This is a genomic window from Janthinobacterium sp. MP5059B (assembly GCF_001758645.1).
In the GTDB taxonomy this organism is placed as follows: domain Bacteria; phylum Pseudomonadota; class Gammaproteobacteria; order Burkholderiales; family Burkholderiaceae_D; genus Janthinobacterium; species Janthinobacterium lividum.
The window spans coordinates 782,204-804,866 of sequence record NZ_LRHX01000006.1 but is presented as its reverse complement, the minus strand read 5'-3'; the positions used below and the strand labels follow the sequence as shown (position 1 = coordinate 804,866).

The following is a 22,663-nucleotide window of genomic DNA, read 5'->3' as shown; positions in this document are numbered from 1 at the left end:
GATTCGCATTCTAACTGGCATGACACGGCTGGCGCAACCGCCGCGTAGCACGTAGAAATGATAGTATTTACAACATCTTGCACATGCCTTTCCCCTGGCCGTGCCCTACCCTGAAAGCCAAACATGCTCTTGTCTGAACTGCTGACCAAACTGACCTGCGGTGACCTGGAAGGAGAGGAACTCGACGCGGCCGTCGCCGCCATCACCGATGCGCCCTCCGCGCCACGCGACGAGTGGATCGACAGCGATGCGCAAGCCTACGCGGTGGCGATCCTCTGGCACCTGGGCGGCTATATGGCGTCGAGCGACAAGCTCGACGAACTGCACGAACAGATACAGGACATGTTCGACGCATTCCCCGACTTCCCGTACGAGCTGCTCAAGGACAGCGACGGTAGCGCGCTACCCTATTTCGAGTGGCTGGACAAGGAACTGGCACAGCGCGCCGTGGAGGAAGGCGGCTACGACCTGATCCAGATCGATGGCAACGGCAGCGACGAAATGGATGCGCTGGTCGTGTACCGGCGCGATACCAACGACATCATCCAGGCGGCCGCATTGATGGGAGTGACGATAGGCCGGCCGCTCACCTACTATCGCGGCATCGAAGCGATGGTGGGCAAGCGACCGGGCTGAAAACCAGTGCCTATTGCATCGGCAAGGCGCTCACATCGACGGTGGGCGCCTGGCCCGTGGCCGGACGCGTGAAGTTCTGGCTGGTTTGCACGTAATCGGCAAAGAAGCCGCCGTTATGCAGGTAGAACTTGCCGTTTTCCAGCCCGCCCGCATAATCCATGCGCTGCGCATTCGTGGCCGTGGCGTCGCCGGTGAACCTCCCGGCCGTCACTTCCGACCAGGTGCCCGATGCATTCCTTGCCCACTGGTTGCCAAACTGGACGCGGCGTTCCGTGTAGCCCAGGGTATCGATGAAGTTCTCGAGGAAGGAATGCACGCCCGTCAGATACGTGGAAATCGCCGGCCGCTTCCAGGTGGCGATGTAGCGCCATTTGCCCGTCTCGGGCGCGAAGAACCAGGCCGAGTAATCGCTGCCGCCATTGCCGTCGGGCCGCGCGCGCGTGATGAAGCGGTACGTCGTGCCGGCTGCCCAGTTATACGACAGATAGGTCTGGCCTCCCGTGCCCTCGCCGCCAAAGGCGTTATCGACCACGCCGGCGCCCTTGCTGACCAGGGTGGTCTTGGCGCCATTGTCAGCGTCCCACACGGAAAACAGTATCCAGCGCTCGCTCGGTGATTTCACCTGGATGCCCATGTAGCCCTGGCCAAAGCCGTTGGCCATGAAATAGGAGCCGATGGCGTCCTGCCCCTTGGGTATCGTCATCTCGTTATAAAAATACTCGGTATTGGCCGGCACCGTGTAGCCCATGTGCACGGACGGGCCGCGCCGCGACCAGTAGTAATTGGCGGGGTCATTGGCGTACGTGAGCGCGGCGTTCGACGTCACCTTCAGCGCGGTGACGTCGCCGAACGTGGCCTTCACGCGCGACAGCCCCTGCAAGTCCACCTTCACATAGCCGGCCGCCGCCACGTTCACCGTGCCCACGGCATAGGTCTTGCGCGCCTTGCCGGCCAGCTTCACGTCGAAGGGCTTGCCGTTGATCTTCACGCGGATGTTGCTGTTGCCGCCATCGGCCAGACTGGCGTCAAGCGCCACCTGGACCGGGCCCGCACCGGAGACGCGGAAATACGTGCTGGCGACGGCAGCCGGATTGCTCCAGCCTGCCAGGCCATGTTCCCCGATGACGGCGCCCTCGTTCCCGCCCGTGATGAAGGCGTTGCCGGCCAGTTCCACGGTGGCGGTGGTGGCCGGCGCGGCCACGCTGGCACCCAGCAAGGCGGTGCCGCCCATGTCGGGGGTAGCGGTGGCAGTGGCGCCGCCGCATGCGGCCAGCAGCAATGGCATGGCGGGAAGGACTGCGTAGAGTAATGAACTTCTGTGTTTCATCAACGTCTCCTGGTGGTACGGCGTGCAACAGGCGCAAGAAGTCCTGCGGCGTGCGCCGCGGTTTGAAAAGCTGGGATGGCTGGAAAAAACCCGCTACGGCGGCAGGCGCGGTAGCGGGTCGTGAAGGCTTAGTACTTGCCGTCGAGAGCGAAGATAGGCTTGCGCGCTTTCCACTGGCCGCCCGTGAAGTCCGGGAAGTCCAGGGTCTGGAAGTTGGCGGCGATCGACTGCTCGGACAGCGGCGTGATGGCGCTCCACGTCACGGCATCGTAGATATCGATCGGCATCGGCGCGTTGGCCTTCAGCGCCTCGACAAAGGCGTGGATGACGAAGAAGTCCATGCCGCCGTGGCCCGCGCCTTCCGCTTGCGCCGCATATTTGCGCCAGACCGGGTGCTCATACTTGTCCTGGTAGGTCTTGAAATCATCCCACTGGTGCGGCTTGCTGACGCCCTCGATATGGATGGAATTGTTCAGGTCCATCCACAGGCCGTCCGTGCCTTGCACGCGGAAGCCCAGCGAGTACGGGCGCGGCAGGCTCGTATCGTGCTGCAGGATGATGGTTTCGCCGTTCTCGCACGCCAGGGTGGTGGTGACCACGTCGCCCAGCTTGAACTTGACCTTGGCGTTCGCATGCTGTGCGCCGCCCGGCTGCTTGACGATGTAGTCGTGCAAGCCGCGCGCCTTGGTGGCGAAGGCGTTGATGCGCGTGAAACGGTTGCCGCGGTTGATGTTGGTGTACATGGCGCATGGGCCGATGCCGTGGCTCGGATACAGTTCGCCATTACGTTCGACCGAGTGCTGCGTGCGCCAATGGGCTTCCGACCAGCCCTTTTCGCCGAATTCCACGCCGCCGCCATACGGCTTGGCCGGATTGCCGCTGTTGAATTTCACGGCGCGCAAATCGTGCTGGTAGCCGCCCTGCAGGTGCAGCAGTTCGCCGAACAGGCCCGCGCGCACCATCTGCAGCGCAGCCATCACGTCGCGGCGGTAGCATACGTTTTCCAGCAACATGTACGGCGTGCCCGTTTTCAGCTGGGTGTTCAGGACGTCCCAGTGGTCTTGCAGGGTGATGCCGGCTACCACTTCGCAACCGACGGGTATCTTCGCCTGCATGGCGGCGATCGCCATCGGCGCGTGGAATTCCCACGGCGTGGCGATGATCACGCCATCGAGGCCGCCCGCGTCCAGCATGCGCTTGTAGGCTTTCTGGTCGCGGTCTTCGCCATACGTGCGCGGACGGGGCTTGCCGGCTTTGGCCACCTGGCCCAGCGCGTGTTTCAGCATGATCGGCTCGATATCGCACAGCGCAACCACTTCCACGTCATCGCGGCGCACCAGTTCAGCCAGCAGCACCTGGCCGCGCATGCCCGTGCCGATCAGGCCCAGGCGGACCTTGTCGCGGCCGGCCGCAGGGGCGGCGCTGGCGTCGCCAGGCAGCAAGGCGCTGCCGGCCATGGCGCCACCGGCCAGCGCGGCGCTGGCGGACAGGAAATTGCGTCGATTGATTTGTGTTGTCATTGGTCTCTTCTCGCTTCCATTGGTAATGTTCGTCACCGGCCCGCCTTGCAGCGGGCCGGCTGCAGTTTAATAGGTGTATTCCGCCGTGAAGCGCACGGAACGCGGCGCCGTGCGGCCAGCCACCTGCAGGTAGTTGCGGGCGATGGCGCCATGGTCTTCGCGCGTTTCGTTATAGCGGGTCACGGTCTGGCTGTTGAACACATTGAAGACGTCCACTTTCAGGCTCAGGCCCTTGACGGCGCTGGGAGTATAGGCCAGATTCATGTCCAGCTGGGCTTGCCAAGGCAGGCGACCCTGGCTGCCGCGCGGCGCCGGCTTGCCATTGCAATAGAAGTAGGAATCGCCGTAATCGTTCTCGAACCGCAGGTTATCGGGCAGCGCGCCGATGCAGTTGCGCGGCGCGCCGGAGGTCAGCGACAGGTTGGCGCCGACCATCACGTCCGGGATGACCTGCATGAAACCGTAGGCCTTGAACGCGTGGCGATGGTCGCCTGGCAGGTAGCCATAGGCGTTGTACATCAGTTCCTTGTGGTCGTCGCTGACGGTCAGACCCACGTCACCGCCGCCGATGCTGTCCGTCTGGCCTTCCATATTGCCCTTCAGCGCAGACAGGGTGTAGGTCAGCTTGCCGTACCAGCCGTTCGTGTACGGGTGCTCGACGAACAGGTTCAAGGCGCGGTAGGTGCGCGATGGCAGCGGATTGCCCCACTCCGCCGCCGAAATATCCACGCGGCGCAAGCCTTTGCCATCGTCAAAGTCCACCATCAGGCTGTTCTCGCGGCCAGGGTTGATGATGGCGCATTGGAAGCCGCCCCAGTTGCTCGTGTCGACGCTGTTGCGCGTGGCCCAGGCTTGCAGCGGACGCGCATCGCAGACGTCGTCGTTGGTGTCGTTCAGCTTGCGGTACAGGACGCTGGCGCCCACTACCAGTTTCTTGCTCAGGGCGCGTTCGAAACCGAGCGAGAATTCATCCTGCGACAGCGGTTTCAAGCCAACGGCCGTCACTTCGCGCGCATCGCGGCTCTGGCCGTACGCGTTGTTGGCCGAATACGGCTTGCTGATCGCGTGCAGGCCCGTCGGCGCGCCCGTGACGGGATCGACGCCCGTGTAGGTGTACATCTCGCTGGTGGCCAGGAAGGGGCTGGCCATGTTGCTCGACAAATTCGACGGCACCGGCAAGTGGTAACGGCCGCCGTTGGCGAAGAATTTCAGGGTGCCGTCACCCAGGTAATCCCAGGTGGCGCCCACGCGCGGGGCGATCATGTTGCGCTGCGAAATGAAGGCCACGCCATCGGTGCTGTAGTTGGTGAACTGCTCGCGGCGCAGGCCCAGGTCCAGCAGCACCCGTTCCGTGACCTGGTAGTGATCCTGGATGTATTGCGCCGACTGCACGCTGGTCGGACGCGCCAGGTTGGCATTCAAGTCCTTGCTGACGTAATAGCCCTGCGCGCCGTAGCCGCCACCCTGTGCCGGCGTCTCGAACGCGCCGTTGATGGCCCGGTTCGGATCGTCCGCTTTCAGATAGCTCCAGCGGTAGCCGCCCGCCAGGCTCAGGCCCACCTTCGATTCCACGTCGATGCGGTCGATGCCGCCACGCAGCGAGTGCTTGCCCAGCTTGTATTCGAGGTCCAGACGCTTGGCCTTCTGGCGGTCTTCCGACGATGGGTCGACCAGAGTGCCCGTCACCGTTTGCGGATTGGCGTACGTCAGGCCAGGCACCTGGGTCGAGGTATTCGACGACGTTTGCGCCAGCAGCGGATTGTAGCCATTCGGCGTGCGGGTGTGCGACGTGCGCGATTCGCCCATCATGGCCGTCACGGTCAGGTTGTCCGTCAGGTAGCCCGTGTACTTGAAGATGTCGATGTTGGCGCCCGGCGCGGCCGATGATCCGCAGCAGTTGACCGTCGTCTCGCCCTTGCCCGCCTGTACGCCATTGCTAGCATGCGTGGCGTAGCTGTAGCCATACGCCTGGCTATCCGTTTTCGTGCGGTCATACAGCTTGGTGTATTCGAAGTGATGGTCGTCCGTCAGGTTGTAATCCAGCTTGGCCATCATGCGGTTCACCTTGCTCTGGCTGGTGCTCCAGCCGCGCGCCAGGGCCGTGCCCGAGTCGGCGGTGGCGGCAACGGCCTGGCTGTCCGTGCGCGTCTGTTCCAGCGCCACGAAGGCGAACAGTTTGTTCTTGATCAGTGGGCCGCTGCCATACAGGCCCACCACCTTGCTGGTGCTGCCATTGTCGCGGTTCCAGTACAGCAGATTGCCATCCGTCTTCGGATTGGCGCCCGTGTTCGGGTAATAGGTGTTTTCCGGCTCGCCTTTCAGCGAACGGGGGATGATGGACACCTTGCCGCCGAATTCGACCTTGTTGCCGCCACTCTTGGTGGTGATGTTGATCACCCCGCCCGTGGAGCGGCCAAACTCCGAGCCATAGCCGCCCGACAGCACCTGCAGGTTCGAGATCGCGCCGAACGGCAGCTCCGATGCGCCCACCTGGGTCAGGATATTCGTGATCGGGAAGCCGTTGACGTAAAAGGCGTTTTCGGACTGGCCCGAGCCGCCGATCGATGGCGCATTGCCATACACGCTGTTGGTGCCGCGCGACACGCCCGGCGTCAGCTGCACGATGGAGGCGACGTCGTTCCCGACCGGCAGCGCTTTCAATTCCTTGGCCGTGAAGATCACGCCATTGTTGGTGTTCGACACGTCGATCGGATTGCGCGACGCCTTCACCACGACGGTCTGCTCCTGGCCCACCGTGCCGGCGGCGCTGGCCGGGCCGAAGTTCGCTTCCGCGCCCGCGCCGATCAGGGCTTCGACTTCCTGCGACGCTTCCACCGAGCCGGCGCGCAGCACGCGCACCGCATAGCGGCCTGGCGGCATGGAGTTGGCCACGTAGCGGCCCGACGTATCGGGCGTCAGGCTGCGCTGCACGCCCGTCGCCAGGTTTTCCAGCACCACGGTGGCGCCGGCCGGCGCGCTCACTTCACCGAAAATGGTGCTGGTGGCGTTCGACTGTGCCCAGGCCTGGCCTGGCACGCCGGCCGCCAGTGCGATCACGATCGCTGCGGCGCGGCTGATGTCGCGCAATTTGAGTCGGGTGGTATGCATGCTGTCTCTCCGTCTATATCGAGGGTTATGCGCGCCCTCCCCGCTCCAGGGCGAAGTCGGGGGGATGCAATTTTTATGGTGGTCGTCGGCCGGTGCAGCCAGGCAGTTGCACCTTCCGGGAAATCAGTCCGCATCGGCTGATTTTCTTTTCTTGGGATTACTTTAAAAAGAAAAATAAGTATCGTCAACAAAAAGAAAGTTATAACGTAAATTTATCGCTAAATTGAGCAAATAAAGAGTATTTATCTTTCGATTGAATGAGATTCGCGGCAGATAGCTTTCGTTATCGTGGTATGACAGATACACGCGCAGGCAAGGAGTCATCCGGCAGCGGATAATCCGCGTGGCAATCCGGAAAGAGCACCGCGAAAGAAGACATGCCTATCCTCTTTCACTTACGTTTATCTTTCGTATTGTGCATTTTGGAGTATTGTATTTTCTTTTTCATGGCAATACCCCGGCCCGCACCATGCCGGCTGACGGACCGGGGCATCGTCACGCTCTAAAAGAACTTGTAGCTGGCCGACAGGGCGAACTGGCGGCCGAACAGGTCCTGGCTATGGTTGTAGCCTTCCCAGCCGTTCGGGTCGTAGTACGGCTGCTTGTTGAACGCGTTTTTCACGTTCAGGCCCACGTCCAGGTTCTTCAGCGGCTTCCAGCTGAAGGCCAGGTTCACCGTGGTATATGACGGCGCGCCCTTGCACTGGCCGGCCGGCAAGGCCACCGAGGCGGCAGTGCAGTTTTCCGGCGTGTTGTCCTTGTCCCAGGGACCATACGCCCAGCGCGTCTTGCCCGAATAGTTGATAAAGACGCTGCTGACGAAGTTGCGGTAGCTCCAGTCGGCGTTGACGGTAGCGCGGTAGCGCGGCGAATCGTAATAGCCGACGGTGTTGCCCTTGATGTCGCTGCCGTCTTCGCTGTCATGGGTGTCGCGCTTGCGGATGGTGGCCGCGATGCCAGTGCTCAGCTTGCCCCAGTCGCCGAGCGCAAAGCGCGTGCGCGCATCGATGTCCACGCCATCCATCAGGGTGCGGCCACGGTTCGAATACGAGTTGATCAAGCCGCCCAGGTTGCCCACCGAGTAGCCGGGCACGCCGCCCGCGCACACGCCCGCATTGGCGGGATTGGCGCACATGGCCGCCACGGCCGCGACGTTGCCCCGGTCCGTATCCGTCAGGTCGTTGCGGATGGCGCTGGGCGTGCCGGCCAGGGTCGGGCCGTATTTGGCCACCAGCTCCGTAAACAGCTCGTTGAAGTCCTGGCGCACGATTTCGTCGCGGCGGTTGATGAACCAGTAATCGATGGAGATGCTCACGTCCTTGGCCGGCTGCAGCACCAGGCCCACGGTCGATATCTTCGCCTTTTCCGGACGCAGATTCTGGTTCGGCGGCGTCAGGCCGCCCACCGTCGTGGAGCAGTTCGAATTGAGCAAACTCTTGCCCAGGTCCGCATCCGTCGCCACCGCGGACTTCATCAGGGCGCGCGCCATGGCATTCGTTTCGTCGCAGCGCACGGTGTCGCGGATGCCGCCCACCTGCGCAAAGACGCCGCCCGTTCCCGATTCGGCCAGGTTGGGCGCGCGGAAGCCTTCCGAATACGTCCCGCGCAGCATCAGGTCGGGCCGCGCGCGCCAGATCACGCCCAGCTTGGGCGCCAGGTTGGCGGCGAAGTGCGGGTATTTGTCCAGGCGCGCGGCCGCGTTGACTTCCAGGGTGTCGCTGAGCGGCACCACCACTTCGCCAAACACGGCCGCGATGGTGCGCCGGCCATCGAACCAGGAACCGCCCTGCTGCGTGATCAAGCCATTCGCCGCATCCGCGTTGCCGGGCGTGAGGAAGCTCTCGCGCATGATGTTGGTGCCCACGGCGGCGCGCACTTCGCGCTCGCCCAGCTTGAACAGGGTGCCTTCCAGCTTGGCATCCCACGTCATCAGCTTGGTCCACGATTCGATGGCGAAGGTCGGGTAGGCCGCGCGCACCAGCGCCGCATTGGCCTCGCTGATTTCGCCGAACTTGTAGGCGGGATTGTCGGAGATATAGGTCCGGCCGCTGACGGGATCTTTCGTGAACGGGCCGAACGCCTGTTCAAATCCCTTGATGTTGATGTTCGCCGTCTGGAACAGGGTCGAATGGCTGCCTGCCACGCTGAGCGCCGTTTCAAAATCCCAGCCGCCGCCGATGCTGCCGCGCAGGCCAACGAGCGCGCGGTAGTTTTCATCGACATTCTTCTGCCCGAAGTGGCCCGTCGCATCCTGCAGCAGGTAATTCAAGCCGGCCGCGCCGCCCATCTTCGCCACCATATCGGCATCGAGCTTGCCTTTCAGGTAGACGTTGTTCGGGCTCAGGAAAGGCGTGGCGAAGGTATTCAGGGTATTGCCCGTATTGCGCGCGAACCAGTTATTCGTGCTGCCGCTATTGAAGCTGGACGGACCATTCTCGCCGCGCATCTTGATGTGGGTGAAGGCGCCTTCCGCGAACGCTTCCATGTCGCCGCCGAGTTTCAGCCGGCCGCTCAGGTAAGCCGTGGCGCGCTCCGAGGTAGGCCCCGTGTCAAGCTGGTTGGGCAGCGCATTCCACACGCAGCGCGTGCCCGACGCTTCGGTGATGCTGTTGTTGCAGCCAGCGACGGCACGCTGGGTGCGCGCATTGTTCTTCGCCTTGTCGAAGACAAAAAAGGTCCCGGGATTCATCGTGCCCGGTTCGCTGCCCACGCCCACACGCATGTTCGGGATGAAATTGGGATTGTTCGCATAAAAATACGCGGGACGCTTGCGCCAGGTATCGGCCAGCGCGATGCGGTCGCGCTGGTAGACGTTCACGGAACCGTAGATGTTGTAGCCGTCGCTGGCCAGGTCGCCCAGGCCATACAGCACGCTTGCCTGGCGCTCGCCATAGGCTTTCACGCTGGGCGAAAATTCGCCATTGGCGCGCGCTTCCAGGCCCTGATACGACTTCTTGGTGATCACGTTGATGACGCCGGCCACGGCATCGGAGCCATATACGGCCGACGCACCGTCCGTCAAAATCTCCATGCGCTCGATGGCGGCGGCGGGAATGGCGTCGATATTGACGAACATGGTCTGGAAGCCGGCCGGCGCGCCATAGAACGACAGGCGGCGGCCATTCAGCAGCACCAGGGTGCCCTGCGCACCGAGGCCGCGCAAGTTCGCTTGCGAGCCGCCATCGGAACCCGTGAACATCGAGCGGAAGTCCTGCTGCGCCGGACGGGCCGCGGGCAGGTTGTCCAGCACTTGCAGCAAGGTGAGCGCGCCCATGTTTTCGATCTGTTTGGCGTTGATCACCTGTACCGGCGACGCCGTTTCCGCGTTGATGCGCTTCAGGCTGGAACCCGTCACTTCGACGCGCGCCAGTTTCTCCTCCTCCGCTGCCAGCGCCATTGATGCCAGCGCAGTTGAGCCCAATCCTACCGCCGCCATGGCGGCCATCAGTTTTTTCAAGTGCATTCCCATCTCCCTTTTTATAAGTGATTTGTTTTCGTCAGGCTGCAAGAGCCCCTCCCCGGTCCGAAGAGGGGCTCGTTTTTAGTGAAATGATTGAGTGCCTAGCGCGGCTTGACCGTCGCGCCCTCCGTGCCGGTCAGCACGGCATTGGCCCAGTTGCCGCAGACCTGGGCCGCTCGGGCGCCGCGCGCGCCCAGGGTGCGCAAACTGAGCTGGCTCAGGCCGCGCACGTCGATTTCGGGTTTGACCACCCCGGGAGCCGTGACCAGGCCGCTGTCGTACAGCAGCCGCTCACCGCTCCAGACCTGGAATTGCAAGCCGCCCGCGCTGCGGCAGCTATCGTCCACGCCCAGGTCGGCGCGCAGCAGATTCCAGTTGCCCGCCAGCTGCAAGTCAATGCGGCTGGCAGGTCCCACGCCGAGGCCCTTGCGGAACCACAGCCCGTTCATGCGCATCTCGGCCGCCTTGCCGGCTGGCCGGTCTTTCGCGATATTCTTCGGCAGCGCCAGGTCCGACAGATAGCGCTGCACCTCCGCGCCTTCGGCCACGCGGTGTTCGAGCACGCGGAATTCGGACAAGGTGACGGGCGCCACGTCGGTCGCCAGCGCCGCATCGAACGCGCGCGCCACCGGCGCGCCTTGCGCCGCCGTCACCATCGGGTCCAGGGACGCCGCGCCGTCGCCTTCCGGATTTTGCGTGCTCATCACGCGGAAGCGCAGCAAGCGCCCGGCCGTGGCGGGGAAGCTGATGGTCTGCGTCCCCTCTTGCAGTTTCAGTGTGCCGCGTGCCAGCGGAGCGCCCCACTCCCCGTTGTTGTCGCCGATGTAGATTTCATATTCGCGCACCTGGCCATGCTTCCAGTGCTGGTCGTTGCGCGGCGCCAGTTCGATGCCGTCCACCAGGCGCCGCTCCGTAAAGCCGACCACCCATTCGTGCGGACCGCTTTTCACGGACGGGCTGCGCACGGTGCGGAACCACGTCTCCGGCTTGCCATCGAAGGCGTTTTCCAGCGGGTAGCCGCTTTCTTCCGCAGGACGCGCCACCACCTGCATGGCGTCGGCCGGCAAGGCGCGGCCCGGCACGGGGGCGGCCGGGAAATCGGCGTCGGCTCGCGCCACGGCCAGCGCGCCGGCGACTTGCAGCATCAAAGGCTGGCGGATGTCCTGCGCCGCCACTTTCACATGTAGGGTACCTTTTCTATCGGCCGCATCGAAGAACCAGCCTTCTGCCGCCTTGTCGTAGGCGGCACGGTCGGCGAATGCCGCGATCAGCCGTTCGCCGGCGCGCACGGCGGCCGGGGCCTGGCCGGCCAGCATGCGCAGCGCATAGCCGCGGCGCCCTTCCTGGCCCTGATACTTGCCATCGACGGCGCCGATGTCGACCTGCACGTCGGCGCCCGTCTGGCGAATGCGGATGACTTGCTGGCTGAAGGCGCCCCCCTGGTACTGGCGCGTGTTGCCGTCGTCTTCATACAGGGTGTAGTCGGAATCGCCTTGCGGATACACATCGAGCGTGAGCTGGTCCTTCGGCTTCTGGCCGTCGTACAGCATTTCCGGATACATGGGCAGGATGGCGCCGGCGCGCACGAACACGGGCAGCTTGTCCAGCGTGACCTGCATATCCAGGTCGCGCCCTTGCGCGTCCGCCGTGGCCTGGCGGCCATCCCAGTAGTCGTACCACGTACCCTGCGGCAGGTGGATGCCCTTGCGCCAGCCGCCGCTGACGGCCTGGCTGCGGTAGACAGGTGCCACCAGCACGTCGCGGCCCAGCAGGAATTGATATTTATAGGCTTCCGTGTAGGCGGCCGGGTCTTGCGGATAATCCCACATCAGGCCGCGCACCAGCGGCGCGCCCGATTGTTCGGCTTCGCGCACGAGGGTATACATATACGGCGTCAAACGCATCTTGAGCTTCAGATAGCGGCGGTTGATGTCGCGGTACGGCTGCTCGAACCACCACGGATGCTTGCGCTCGGCCGCGGCCCAGCCGGACATGCCCATCAGGACGGGCGTAAAACTTTTCCACTGCAAGTCGCGCAGATAGGTTTCCGGGCTGCCGCCAAAGATGGCGTCCACGTCGCCGGACGCATACGCCTGGCCGGACAGGCCCGAGCCGATCAGGGTCGGGATGTGCCAGCGGATGTAATCCCAGCTGGCGCTCTGGTCGCCCGTCCATGCCACGGCGTAGCGCTGGATGCCGGCCCAGCCCATCACCGTCCACAGGAACGGGCGGCTGTCGGAGTTGTTCAGGATGCCGTCATACGCCGACTTGTTCGCATCCATGGCGAACTGGTAGCCCTTGCCCGTCCACGCCACGTCCAGCTTTTGCACGCGGCTGCCCGCCTGGCCCACTTCCCAGGCGATCTTGTCGACGCCGTTTTCCGTCCACAGGCCCGTACGGAAGCCATAGCCAGCCAGGCCCTTCACCGTTTCCGGCAAGTTCGTGTAGCCGCAGCCATAACCGTCGTTGGGCAGTATCCAGCCGCCCGGCATGTCGTGTTCGCGGTACTGGCGCGCCACGCTTTCCACCACGTCCGGCGTCTTGCCCGTGGGGCCGTCCGTCCAGCCCTTCGGCACGGAGCCGGGCTTTTTCACGTTGTCGCCATCGTTGTAGCAATCGGCGTCGCCGTATTCCAGCGCCCAGCGGGGCAGCATGCGCGCGCGGCCCGTCAAGTCCGTGTAGCGGGCGACGACGTCGCGCAGATCCTTGCCGACGAAGAAATACGCATCGAAGCGGCCTTCCGCGTGCTGCAGCGAGATCTGTTCCTGGTCGCGCAAGTCGTAATTGCCGTCGGCCCAGGTATTGCGCAGCATGCCCCAGCCCCGTGAACTCATCAGGAATGGCGCGGGATTCGGCCGGTCGCCCTCTTCCCAGCCGCCCGAATACGACACGGGCACCTGCCTGCCCTTGAATTCGAAGCGGCCATTCTGCTGGCCGCCGCCAAAGTAGCGCTCGCCCGGCAGGCTCGATAACACTTGCACGCCCTGTTTGTCGTCGAGCGACAGCGGCTGCACCTCGCGCCACAGAGGCACCGCGTCGCCCTTGCGCAGCAGGGTAAAGCGCAACGGTTTGCGGTCGATGCGCAGGCTCAAAGCATCAGTGCTGATCAGGATGTGGTCGGGCTGTTCATTGATCTGGTACGCCACCTGCGCGGCAGGCTGGCCCACGACGATGGGCGCGGCCTTGTCGCCCGGCCCCGTCAAGCCGCCCTTGCCGCCCGCCTGGATGCGCAGCACGTCCGCCTGCGGCAGGCTGATACGCAGCTGCATGCCCGTATCGCTGCGCACATCCCAGCCCACTGCCTCGCCCTTGGCCACGTCGGCCGCGCGCACGGCGGAGAGCGACTGCAGATTGCCGATAGTCGCGGCATGCAGGCCGGGGGCAGCCAGGGCGGCAAGGGCGGCGAGGACACAGGCGGCAAGGACGCGGCGGGGAAGCGGGAGAGGGTTCATCTGCTGGCTTTCAGAAGTGATTCAATGAAATTACTTTAAGAAGAAAAATAAATATCGTCAACCAAAAGAAAGTTATGGCGCTAATTTATTAATAAAATGCCTAAAATAAGCCAATTTATCTTACGTTTCACTCAAATTCCATAGCGCAATCTTTCGTTATCGTCGCATTTCAGCGACAGGCCGCGCCGCCACATGCTTTTGCGCTGCACCGCAGCATGTTTCACGGCCTTTAAAACGACATTATTTCGCAAGGCGCACAACTATTTACTTTCGTTTTACTTTCGTATTTGACTTTTCGAAATTTAGTATTTATGCTTTCTCCAACAAACACTTTACTGACTTCTCATGACTACCCTTCTTCAGCGTGACATTCAAACCTGGCGCGACATCGGCGGCCTGCACACGGCCGAGGAAATCGCGCACCAGCCAGCCATCTGGCGCGCGCTGGCCACTATTTTGCGCAACGAACAAGCGGCCCTGGCCGCCTTCCTCGGCGACGCGCTGTCCAATCCGCAGCAACGCGTCATCCTGACGGGCGCGGGCAGCTCGGCCTATGTGGGCGAAATCGTCGTCGATACCCTGAATGCGGCATGGCCTGCGCAGATCCGCGCCATCGCCACCACGACTTTGCTGACGCACCATGAGCTGTATCTGGAAGCGGACGCCCCCACCCTGCTCGTCTCGTTTGCCCGCAGCGGCGACAGCCCGGAAAGCCTGGCGGCCGTGGAACTGCTGCGCCAGGTCGTGCCCGGCGCGCGCTTCCTGAACATCACCTGCAACGCGGACGGCAAGCTGGCGCGCCAGGGCGCGAACGACAGCAATACGTATAACCTGCTGATGCCGGAAGGCAGCTGCGATCGCGGCTTCGCCATGACCAGCAGCTTTAGCAGCATGCTGCTGGCAGCCCTGTCGGTACTGGGAAAGGACACGGATCTGAACCGCCTGGAGACCCTGGCGCAGCTGGGCGCGCAAGCCTTGCGCGACTGGTCGGCCCCCGTGGCGGACCTGGGCTCGACTCCCGTGCAGCGCGTGGTCTACCTGGGCAGCGGCCCGCTGGAAGCGCTGGCCAAGGAAGCGGCATTGAAGATACTGGAATTGACGGGGGGCCGCGTGATGGCGATGGCGAATACGCCGCTCGGTTTCCGCCACGGCCCGAAATCGGCCGTCACCACGGAGTCGCTGGTGATCCTGCTGCGCAGCAGCAAGCCGCTGGGGCGCCAGTACGAAGACGACCTATTGAAAGAACTGCAGCGCGACAGCGTGGCGCAGACGTGCCTGACCGTAGGCATCGGCGGCGACCTGTCAACCGATGCGCCGGCCTGGCCCGACGCCTGGCTGGCTCCGCTGTGGCTGCTGATGGCGCAGCAATATGCGCTGCACCAGTCCGCGCTGCTGCAACTGCGCCCCGACAATCCATTCGCCGGCGGCATCGTCAACCGTGTCGTGCAGGGCGTCACCATCTATGGCCATGACCAATTCTAATCACACAGCCGGCTATCACGGCATCGACATCGGCGGCAGCAAGATGGAGCTGGTCGCCTTTGCCGACCGCGACGGCGCGCTGACGGAAGTGTTCCGCGAACGGGTGGCCACGCCGGGCGACGATTTTGCCGCCTTCGTGCAAGCCATCGTCGACCTGGTGGCGCGGGGCGACGCCGCCCTGGGCACCACGGCGCCTGTCGGCATCGGCCTGCCCGGCGTGATCGACAGCGCCAGCGGCCGGCAACTGAGCTCCAACGTGCCGGCCCTGAACGGCCGCCTGGTGGCGCAAACCCTGCAGCAGGCCTTGAAACGTCCTGTCGCCATCGGCAATGATTGCCAGTGCTTCGCCCTGTCGGAAGCGCAAGGCGGCGCGGCCGACAATGCCGCCAGCATGTTCGGCGCCATCCTCGGCACGGGTGCAGGCGGCGGCTATTGCGTGGGCGGCCAGCTGCTGCGCGGCTTTAACGGCGTGGCCGGCGAATGGGGCCACTGGAGCCTGCCCGCCACCCTGCTGGCGCAGCATGGCTTGGCCGATTACCCCTGCCCGTGCGGCAAGGCGGGCTGCCTGGAGCGCTATGTCTCCGGCCCCGCCATGCGCAAAATCCACGCGCACTTTGGCGGCGACGGCGCGGAGCCTTTGGCCATCGTGGCGCGCGCCAACATGGGCGACGCCTTGGCCCAGCGCACGGTGGCCGTGCACCTCGATGTGCTGGGCCACGCGCTGGCCGGCCTGGTGCTGGCCTACGACCCGCACGTCATCGTGCTCGGCGGCGGCTTGTCCAAGCTGCCGCACCTGTACGACAAGCTGCCGGCAGCGGTGAAACGCCACCTGTTCCCCGGCGTGCACGTGCCGCCGATTCTACCGCCCCGCTTTGGCGATGCCGGCGGCGCGCGCGGCGCGGCCCTTTTGATACGACAACATACAAAGGCGTCAACATGATGAAGCAAGCGGAAAACCCGACTTTTACCCTGTCCCCGATCCAGCAAGTGATCAAGGCGCACCGCCGCGGCGAGCGCGTGGGACTGTACGCCGTCTGCTGCAGCCACCCGAGCGTGCTGCGCGCCGCCATGCGCGTGGCCAGCGAGTACGACACCGTGCTGCTGGTCGAGGCGACGTCGAACCAGGTCGACCAGTTCGGCGGCTACACGGGCATGACGCCGGCCGTTTTCCGCGACACCATGCTGGCACTGGCCCGCGAACAGGGTTTTCCCGCCAGCCGCCTTGTGCTGGGCGGCGACCATCTGGGTCCGAACGCCTGGCAGCACCTTGATGCGGCCACCGCGATGAACCACGCCGAAACCCTGATCGCCGCGTATGCGTCGGCCGGTTTCCACAAGATCCACCTCGATTGCAGCATGCGCTGCATTGATGACCCCTTGCAGCTCGACGATGAAACCGTGGCCGCCCGTTCGGCGCGCCTGTGCATCGTCGCCGAGGAAGCGGCAGCCGCCGCCGGCTTCGCGCCACCCGTCTACGTGATCGGCACGGAAGTGCCGATTCCCGGCGGCGAAGCGTCGCTGGCGCAGGCCGGCGCCGTCACCAGCCCGCAAGCGGCGCGCCGCACCCTCGACGTGCACCGCCGCGCGTTTCTCGAGAACGACCTGCATGGCGCCTGGCGCCGGGTCATCGCGATGGTGGTGCAGCCGGGCGTCGATTTCGACCAGAGCAGCATCCAGCATTACGACGCGGACGCCGCCACCGAGCTGTCGGCTTTTGTCGCCGAGCAGCCTGGCCTCGTGTTCGAAGCCCATTCCACCGACTATCAGCGCGAGTCCGCCCTGCATGCCATGGTGCGCGACCACTTCGCCATCCTGAAAGTGGGGCCTGCCGCCACCTTCGCCCTGCGCGAGGCGCTGTTCGCCCTGTGCCAGATCGAGGAAGAACTGCTGCCGGCGCACGCCACCTCGCAGCTGATGCAGGTGCTCGACGACATGATGGTGGCCAAGCCGAAGAACTGGATCAAGCATTACCTGGGCACGCCGGAAGAACAGCGCCTGATGCGCCGCTACGGCTTGAGCGACCGTTGCCGCTACTACTGGGGCGAGCCGGAAGTGGCAGCCGCCGTCGGCAAGCTGCTGGCCAATCTGGACACCGTGGCCATTCCGCTGCCGCTGCTGAGCCAGCATTTGCCGGAACAGTACCTGGCCGTGGTGCAGGGCAGCTTGCCAGCGCAGGCGCCAGCCTTGATCGAGCACAAGATCGGCAGCTTGCTGGCGCAATATGCGCGCGCCTGCAACCGCAATGCGGCAGTGGCCGTCATTGCCGAAGCGGCAATCTGTTAAGCTCGGTATTTTTCATTTTTTACTGAGCCCGCCACCATGCGAAATACCAGCCAACGCCGTGAATCCATCCTCCAAATGCTTGCCCAGCAGGGCTCGGTGCAGGTGACCGATCTGGTGGAAAAGCTCGGCGTGTCCGCGGTCACCATCCGCAGCGACTTGAATGCGCTGGAAGCGCAAGGCATGGCCACGCGCAGCCACGGCGGCGCGACCCTGACGCGCACGCCGCCGCCCGAGCACACGATACGCCAGAAGGATGCCATCAACCACGAGCAGAAGGAGCGCATCGGCGCCTATGCGGCGCGGCTGGTGGAACCGGGCGACAACATCATCATCGACTCGGGCACCACCACCATTTCGCTGGCGCGCCATCTGCGCGATGCGACGGGCGTGACGGTAGCGACGAATGGCCTGAACATCGCGTGGGAACTGGCCGACGCGCCGGGCGTGGACCTGATCCTGACCGGCGGCCTGCTGCGCAAGCAATCGCTGTCGATCCAAGGCAGCCAGGCGGAAACCTGCCTGCAGGCGTACAGCTTCGACAAGCTGTTCCTGGGCGTGGACGGCTTCGACCTGCAATTTGGCGTGACCACCCACCACGAAGCGGAAGCAAGCCTGAACCACAAGATGGTGGAACGGGCCAAGAAAATCATCGTCCTCACGGACGCCTCCAAGTTCGGCCGCGTCAGCCTGCACCGCATCGTGCAGCTGGACCGGGTCGATACCGTCATCACCGATGCCAGCATCAGCCAGGAGTACCGCGAAGGGCTGCAAAAGCTGGGCATCGAACTTTTTATAGCGGAATAACACATGCTGAGCGGCAGAATCCTTACCCCATCTGGCTGGATCACGGGCACCATCACTTTTGACCAGCGCATCGTCCAGATACAGGAAGACCCTGCCGCCGACAGCGCGCTGACCATCCTGCCCGGCTTCATCGACCTGCACGTGCATGGCGCGGCCGGCGTCGACATCATGGAGGGCGGCGACGCCGGCGCCACCGTGGCGCAGGTGCATGCGCGCCACGGCACCACGGCCCTCCTGGGCACCACCCTGACAGCCAAGGAGCCATCGATCCTGCGCGCCCTGCAAGGCCTGGCCGGCGTCATCGCCGAGCGCCCGGCCAACGGCGCGCGCATGCTGGGCGTGCACCTGGAAGGCCCGTTCCTGAACCTGCACCGCCTGGGCGCGCAGCCGCCCGACGTGGTGCAGGCCAGCCTGGCGCTGGTGCAGCGCTTCCACGCCATCGCCCCCATCAAGGTCTTGACCATGGCGCCGGAAATCCCCGGCCACCTGGAACTGATCCCGCAACTGGCGGCGATGGGCATCCGCGTGCAGATCGGCCACAGCGCCGGCACGTATGACGAAGGCGTCGCGGCGTTGCAGGCCGGCGTTTCCGGTTTTACGCACCTGTACAACGGCATGACGGGCATGACGCATTACGACCCCGGCATGGTGGGCGCGGCGCTGGCGCATGCGGAATACGCGGAAATCATCCCCGACCTACAGCACGTGGCCAAGGGCGCCCTGCGCGCGGCCCTGCGCGCCATCCCGCGCCTGTACGGCGTGACGGACGCCACCTCGGCCACCGGCATGCCCGATGGCGAATACGGCCTGGGCACGCAGCGCGTCTACAAATGCCTGGGCTGCGTGCGCCTGGCAACGGGCTCGCTGGCCGGCAGCGTGCTGACCATGGACCAGGCCCTGCGCAATTTCGTCGACCTGGGCCTGGACCTGGCCGACGCCTCGAACCGCCTGTCGCTGTACCCGGCAGACTACCTGGGCGAATCCGAACGGGGCCGCCTGGCGCCCGGCGCCTGGGCCGATATCGTCGTCCTCGATGCCAACTTGCAGCCAGTGTCCGTCTTCGTCGAAGGCACGGCCATCGATCTTTCCACCCGCTAGATTCAGTCTCTAGACCCAGCCCCCCAACCTCAACCCCGTCCCGGAGTTTTCATGCACGACACGTCACACAAGGCCCCCGTGTGGGCCATGCGCTACCTGCTATTTATTGCCGGCATGGGGGGATTGCTGTACGGCATAGACATCGGCATCATCGCCGGTGCCCTGCCCTACCTGGAATCGACGGCCTCCGTGGCGTGGAAACTGACGGCCCAGCAGCTGAGCTTTATCGTTGCCGCCGTGCTGCTGGGCTCCGTCCTGTCATCGCTGTTCGCCGGCGCCCTGGCCGACCTGCTCGGCCGGCGCTGGGTGATGTTCCTGGCCGGCGCCCTGTTCAGCGCAAGCATCCCGCTGATCGCCCTGGCCGATGGCTACACGCCGCTGCTGCTGGGCCGCCTGCTGCAAGGCATCAGCGGCGGCTTGATCGGCGTCGTCGTGCCCCTGTACCTGGCAGAATGCCTGCCCGCGCAACAGCGCGGGCGCGGTGCCGCCCTGTTCCAGCTGCTGCTGACCATCGGCCTGGTGGCCGCCGCCCTGATCGGCCTGCTGCAGGCGCAGACGGTGGAAACGGCCACGCAGGCGGCGCAAGCCTTGCCGGAAGCGGGCCGCATCGCCGCCATCTTCACGGCCAAGGACCACGCCTGGCGCAGCATCTTCTGGGTCTGCCTGACGCCGGGCCTCGTATTTACCATCGGCGCCCTGCTGCTGGCCGAATCGCCGCGCTGGCTGGCGCAACGGGGCCGCATCGAGCAGGCGCGCCAGTCGCTGCTGCGCACGCGCTTGCCAGCCGCCGCTGACATCGAACTGCGCGAGATGCAGGACACGCCGGAGAATACGGCCAAGGCAAGCGGCAAAGCCAGAGATCCGCTGCTGAGCCGCCGCTACGTGCTGCCCTTCCTGCTGGCCTGCCTGATCCTCGCCTGCACGCAGGCGACGGGCATCAATTCCATCCTCGCCTATGTCGTCAATATTCTGAACCAGGCGGGCCTGTCGGGCGCCTCGGCCAATATGGCGGACGTGTTATTGAAAGTACTGAACGCCGTGATGACGGTGGTGGCCGTGCTGCTGGTCGACCGCAAGGGCCGCAAATTCCTGCTGATGCTGGGCACGGGCGGCATCGTCGTCTCGCTGCTGGCGGCCGGCTTGCTGTTCCGCGGCGCCGAAGCGCACCTGGCCGACGTGCGCCCCGCCATCGCGGCGCAAGTACAAGCGGACAGCCTGTCCTTGCACCTCGATGCGGCCACCTTGACGGCGCTGGGCGCGGCGGCCGACGGCACGCCGCAACAGCTGACCATCGCCTACGCCTACGGCCCGTTCACGAATGTGAAAAGCCTGCGCAGCGACGATCCCGTGCTGCGCCAGGTGTCCATCGCCCGCGAAGACGCCGTGCAGGCCGACAGCGTGATCGGCGTGTTCTTCCGCAAGCTGCACCTGAACCCGTTCGCCGACCCGGCCGCCGGACGCGACGCGCCGCTGCGCATCGAGAAGGCCAGCCTGGGCCCCGTGCCCTCGTCCACGCACGGCTGGCTGGTGGCCATTGCCATCTGCGTGTTCGTTTCCAGCTTTGCAGTCGGCCCTGGCGTATGCGTGTGGCTGGCCCTGTCCGAGCTGATGCCGACCCGCATCCGCTCGAACGGCATGAGCATCGCCCTGCTCGTCAACCAGTTTGTCTCGACGGTGATTGCCGCCATCTTCCTGCCGACCGTGGGCTTGCATGGTTACTCGACGCTGTTCTTCTTTGGCGCCGGCTGCACCGTGCTGTACTTCCTGGCGGCCGCGTTTTTGCTCCCGGAAACAAAAGGCAAGACCCTGGAAGAGATCGAGGCGCATTTTTCAAAGTAAACCCACGTAACCATTTGTAGCAGTCTCCTTTCCAGCCCCGGTTCATCATCCCGGGGCTTTTTTTTGCCTGCCGGACAAGTTTACAGGGCTGGCGCGCACGGCACCGTACGGTTTTCCTTCAGGAATCACGGGCGCCTGGGCTAGAATCTGGCTGCGTCGTGCTACTCACGAGGCGGCAATGGCGCCATGACAAAAACCACCAGGAGACACAGTGAGCTTATTTAGAACCAAGAATTTGGATGACATGATTGCCCACAGCAAGAAGCCAGGAGGATTGGCCAAGGTGCTGGGGCCCTTCGACCTTGTCCTCATGGGCATTGGCGCCATCGTCGGCACGGGCATTTTCGTGCTCACCGGCACGGGCGCGCTGACGGCCGGCCCGGCCCTGTCGCTGTCGTTCGTCGTGGCGGCCGTCGCCTGCTGCTTCGCCGCCCTGTGCTACGCGGAATTCGCCTCCACGGTGCCCGTGGCCGGCTCCATCTACACCTACAGCTATGCCACCCTGGGCGAGCTGGCCGCCTGGATGATAGGCTGGGACTTGCTGCTCGAGTACGGCCTGGCCGCTGCCGCCGTCTCCGTCGGCTGGTCCGGCTACTTCCAGTCGCTGCTGTCGGGCTTTGGCATCGCCCTGCCCGTCGCGCTCACCGCCGCGCCGGGCGCGCTGCCCGGCGTGACCACCTTCATCAACCTGCCGGCCCTCGTCATCATGCTGCTGCTGACGGCCATGCTGGGCTGGGGCGTGCGCGAATCGGCGCGCCTGAACAACATCATGGTGGCCATCAAGGTGGGCGTGGTGCTGCTGTTTATTATCTTCGGCGCGCGCCACGTGCAGCCGGCCAACTGGCAGCCCTACATGCCGTTCGGCTACCACGGCATGCTGAGCGCCGCCGCCCTCGTCTTCTTTGCCTTCATCGGCTTTGACGCCGTCACCTCGGCCGCCGAGGAAGTCAAGAAACCGTCGCGCGACCTGCCTATCGGGATCATCGGTTCGCTGGCCGTGTGCGCCGTGCTGTACGTGGTGGTGTCGGCCATCATGACGGGCATCGTGCCATACCAGAAATTCCTCGGCGTCGACCATCCCGTCTCGCTGGCCCTGCAATACGCGGGCGAAAACTGGATCGCCGGCTTCGTCGACCTGGGCGCCATCCTCGGCATGACCACCGTGATCCTCGTGATGGCCTTCGGCCAGACGCGCATCATCTTCGCCATGTCGCGCGACGGCTTGCTGCCAAAGCGCCTGTCGACCGTGCACCCGCGCTTCCACACGCCGTTCTTCGCCACCTGGCTGGTCGGCATCGTCTTCGGCCTGATCGCCGCCGTGATCCCGCTCAACATCCTCGCCGAGCTGATCAACATCGGCACGCTGGCCGCCTTCACCATGGTGTCGATAGCTGTCGTGGTGCTGCGCAAGAAGCGCCCCGACCTGCCGCGCGCCTTCCGCTGCCCCGGCGTGCCGTATGTGCCGGCGCTGGCCGTGATCCTGTGCGTGGGCCTGATGAGCTTCCTCAGCTGGGTCACCTGGGTGGCCTTTTCCATCTGGCTGGTGATCGGCCTGGTGATCTACTTCGGCTACGCGCGCCGCCGTTCGCTGCTGCATCCGCAACAGTAATCCCGTCACTGCCCCATCGCAGTAAGATGGCGGTCTCGCAACCCT

General features: G+C 64.5%; 13 protein-coding genes. 8 read left to right on the top strand and 5 right to left on the bottom strand.

Annotated elements, in window-relative coordinates; genetic code table 11:
• Positions 1-123: 123 nt before the first annotated feature.
• A complete protein-coding gene (locus JAB1_RS08210) occupies positions 124-636 on the top strand; it encodes a hypothetical protein (protein ID WP_070279436.1) in 513 nt (170 codons plus the stop codon).
• Between the two features lie 10 nt (positions 637-646).
• Here JAB1_RS08210 and JAB1_RS08205 read toward each other — a convergent pair whose 3' ends face one another.
• From JAB1_RS08205 to JAB1_RS08185, 5 genes are all read right to left on the bottom strand, one after another.
• Entirely contained in the window at positions 647-1,963 is a 1,317-nt protein-coding gene (locus JAB1_RS08205; RefSeq protein ID WP_070279435.1) for a DUF3472 domain-containing protein, read from the bottom strand.
• A gap of 128 nt (positions 1,964-2,091) precedes the next feature.
• Complete coding sequence (locus JAB1_RS08200) at positions 2,092-3,483, bottom strand: Gfo/Idh/MocA family oxidoreductase (protein WP_205412530.1); 1,392 nt, start codon at positions 3,481-3,483, stop codon at positions 2,092-2,094.
• Between the two features lie 66 nt (positions 3,484-3,549).
• The gene (locus JAB1_RS08195) at positions 3,550-6,591 is read right to left on the bottom strand and encodes a TonB-dependent receptor (protein ID WP_070279434.1); all 3,042 of its coding nucleotides are present in this window, start codon (positions 6,589-6,591) and stop codon (positions 3,550-3,552) included.
• Between the two features lie 502 nt (positions 6,592-7,093).
• A complete protein-coding gene (locus tag JAB1_RS08190; protein ID WP_070279850.1) occupies positions 7,094-10,054 on the bottom strand; it encodes a TonB-dependent receptor in 2,961 nt (986 codons plus the stop codon).
• A 98-nt stretch (positions 10,055-10,152) separates the two neighbouring features.
• Positions 10,153-13,503: a TIM-barrel domain-containing protein gene (locus JAB1_RS08185; RefSeq protein ID WP_070279433.1), complete on the bottom strand. Its 3,351-nt coding sequence runs from the start codon at positions 13,501-13,503 to the stop codon at positions 10,153-10,155.
• Positions 13,504-13,848: 345 nt separating this feature from the next.
• On the opposite strand from JAB1_RS08185, the gene JAB1_RS08180 reads away from it, so the two are divergent.
• The 7 genes from JAB1_RS08180 (at position 13,849) to JAB1_RS08150 (ending at position 22,618) form a co-directional block, all read left to right on the top strand.
• The gene (locus JAB1_RS08180; RefSeq protein WP_070279432.1) at positions 13,849-14,985 is read left to right on the top strand and encodes an SIS domain-containing protein; all 1,137 of its coding nucleotides are present in this window, start codon (positions 13,849-13,851) and stop codon (positions 14,983-14,985) included.
• Positions 14,972-15,925: an ROK family protein gene (locus tag JAB1_RS08175; protein WP_070279849.1), complete on the top strand. Its 954-nt coding sequence runs from the start codon at positions 14,972-14,974 to the stop codon at positions 15,923-15,925. The genes JAB1_RS08180 and JAB1_RS08175 overlap by 14 nt, the downstream gene beginning before the upstream one ends.
• The gene (locus JAB1_RS08170; protein ID WP_217494285.1) at positions 15,925-17,268 is read left to right on the top strand and encodes a D-tagatose-bisphosphate aldolase, class II, non-catalytic subunit; all 1,344 of its coding nucleotides are present in this window, start codon (positions 15,925-15,927) and stop codon (positions 17,266-17,268) included. Before JAB1_RS08175 ends, JAB1_RS08170 begins: the two co-directional genes overlap by 1 nt.
• Positions 17,269-17,304: 36 nt before the next feature.
• Entirely contained in the window at positions 17,305-18,072 is a 768-nt protein-coding gene (locus JAB1_RS08165; RefSeq protein ID WP_034781637.1) for a DeoR family transcriptional regulator, read from the top strand.
• A gap of 3 nt (positions 18,073-18,075) precedes the next feature.
• A complete protein-coding gene (locus JAB1_RS08160) occupies positions 18,076-19,170 on the top strand; it encodes an N-acetylglucosamine-6-phosphate deacetylase (protein ID WP_070279431.1) in 1,095 nt (364 codons plus the stop codon).
• Between the two features lie 51 nt (positions 19,171-19,221).
• A complete protein-coding gene (locus JAB1_RS08155; RefSeq protein WP_070279430.1) occupies positions 19,222-21,009 on the top strand; it encodes an MFS transporter in 1,788 nt (595 codons plus the stop codon).
• Positions 21,010-21,220: 211 nt separating this feature from the next.
• The gene (locus JAB1_RS08150; RefSeq protein ID WP_070279429.1) at positions 21,221-22,618 is read left to right on the top strand and encodes an amino acid permease; all 1,398 of its coding nucleotides are present in this window, start codon (positions 21,221-21,223) and stop codon (positions 22,616-22,618) included.
• Positions 22,619-22,663: the final 45 nt, after the last annotated feature.

What these genes read in the sequence shown, in the direction of transcription:
- JAB1_RS08165 (WP_034781637.1), top strand. Translation starts at nt 17,305, where the DNA reads ATGCGAAATACCAGCCAACGCCGTGAATCCATCCTCCAAATGCTTGCC.
- JAB1_RS08170 (WP_217494285.1), top strand. Translation starts at nt 15,925, where the DNA reads ATGAAGCAAGCGGAAAACCCGACTTTTACCCTGTCCCCGATCCAGCAA.
- JAB1_RS08180 (WP_070279432.1), top strand. Translation starts at nt 13,849, where the DNA reads ATGACTACCCTTCTTCAGCGTGACATTCAAACCTGGCGCGACATCGGC.
- JAB1_RS08190 (WP_070279850.1), bottom strand. Translation starts at nt 10,054, where the DNA reads ATGCACTTGAAAAAACTGATGGCCGCCATGGCGGCGGTAGGATTGGGC.
- JAB1_RS08200 (WP_205412530.1), bottom strand. Translation starts at nt 3,483, where the DNA reads ATGACAACACAAATCAATCGACGCAATTTCCTGTCCGCCAGCGCCGCG.
- JAB1_RS08210 (WP_070279436.1), top strand. Translation starts at nt 124, where the DNA reads ATGCTCTTGTCTGAACTGCTGACCAAACTGACCTGCGGTGACCTGGAA.
- JAB1_RS08195 (WP_070279434.1), bottom strand. Translation starts at nt 6,591, where the DNA reads ATGCATACCACCCGACTCAAATTGCGCGACATCAGCCGCGCCGCAGCG.
- JAB1_RS08205 (WP_070279435.1), bottom strand. Translation starts at nt 1,963, where the DNA reads ATGAAACACAGAAGTTCATTACTCTACGCAGTCCTTCCCGCCATGCCA.
- JAB1_RS08155 (WP_070279430.1), top strand. Translation starts at nt 19,222, where the DNA reads ATGCACGACACGTCACACAAGGCCCCCGTGTGGGCCATGCGCTACCTG.
- JAB1_RS08160 (WP_070279431.1), top strand. Translation starts at nt 18,076, where the DNA reads ATGCTGAGCGGCAGAATCCTTACCCCATCTGGCTGGATCACGGGCACC.
- JAB1_RS08175 (WP_070279849.1), top strand. Translation starts at nt 14,972, where the DNA reads ATGACCAATTCTAATCACACAGCCGGCTATCACGGCATCGACATCGGC.
- JAB1_RS08185 (WP_070279433.1), bottom strand. Translation starts at nt 13,503, where the DNA reads ATGAACCCTCTCCCGCTTCCCCGCCGCGTCCTTGCCGCCTGTGTCCTC.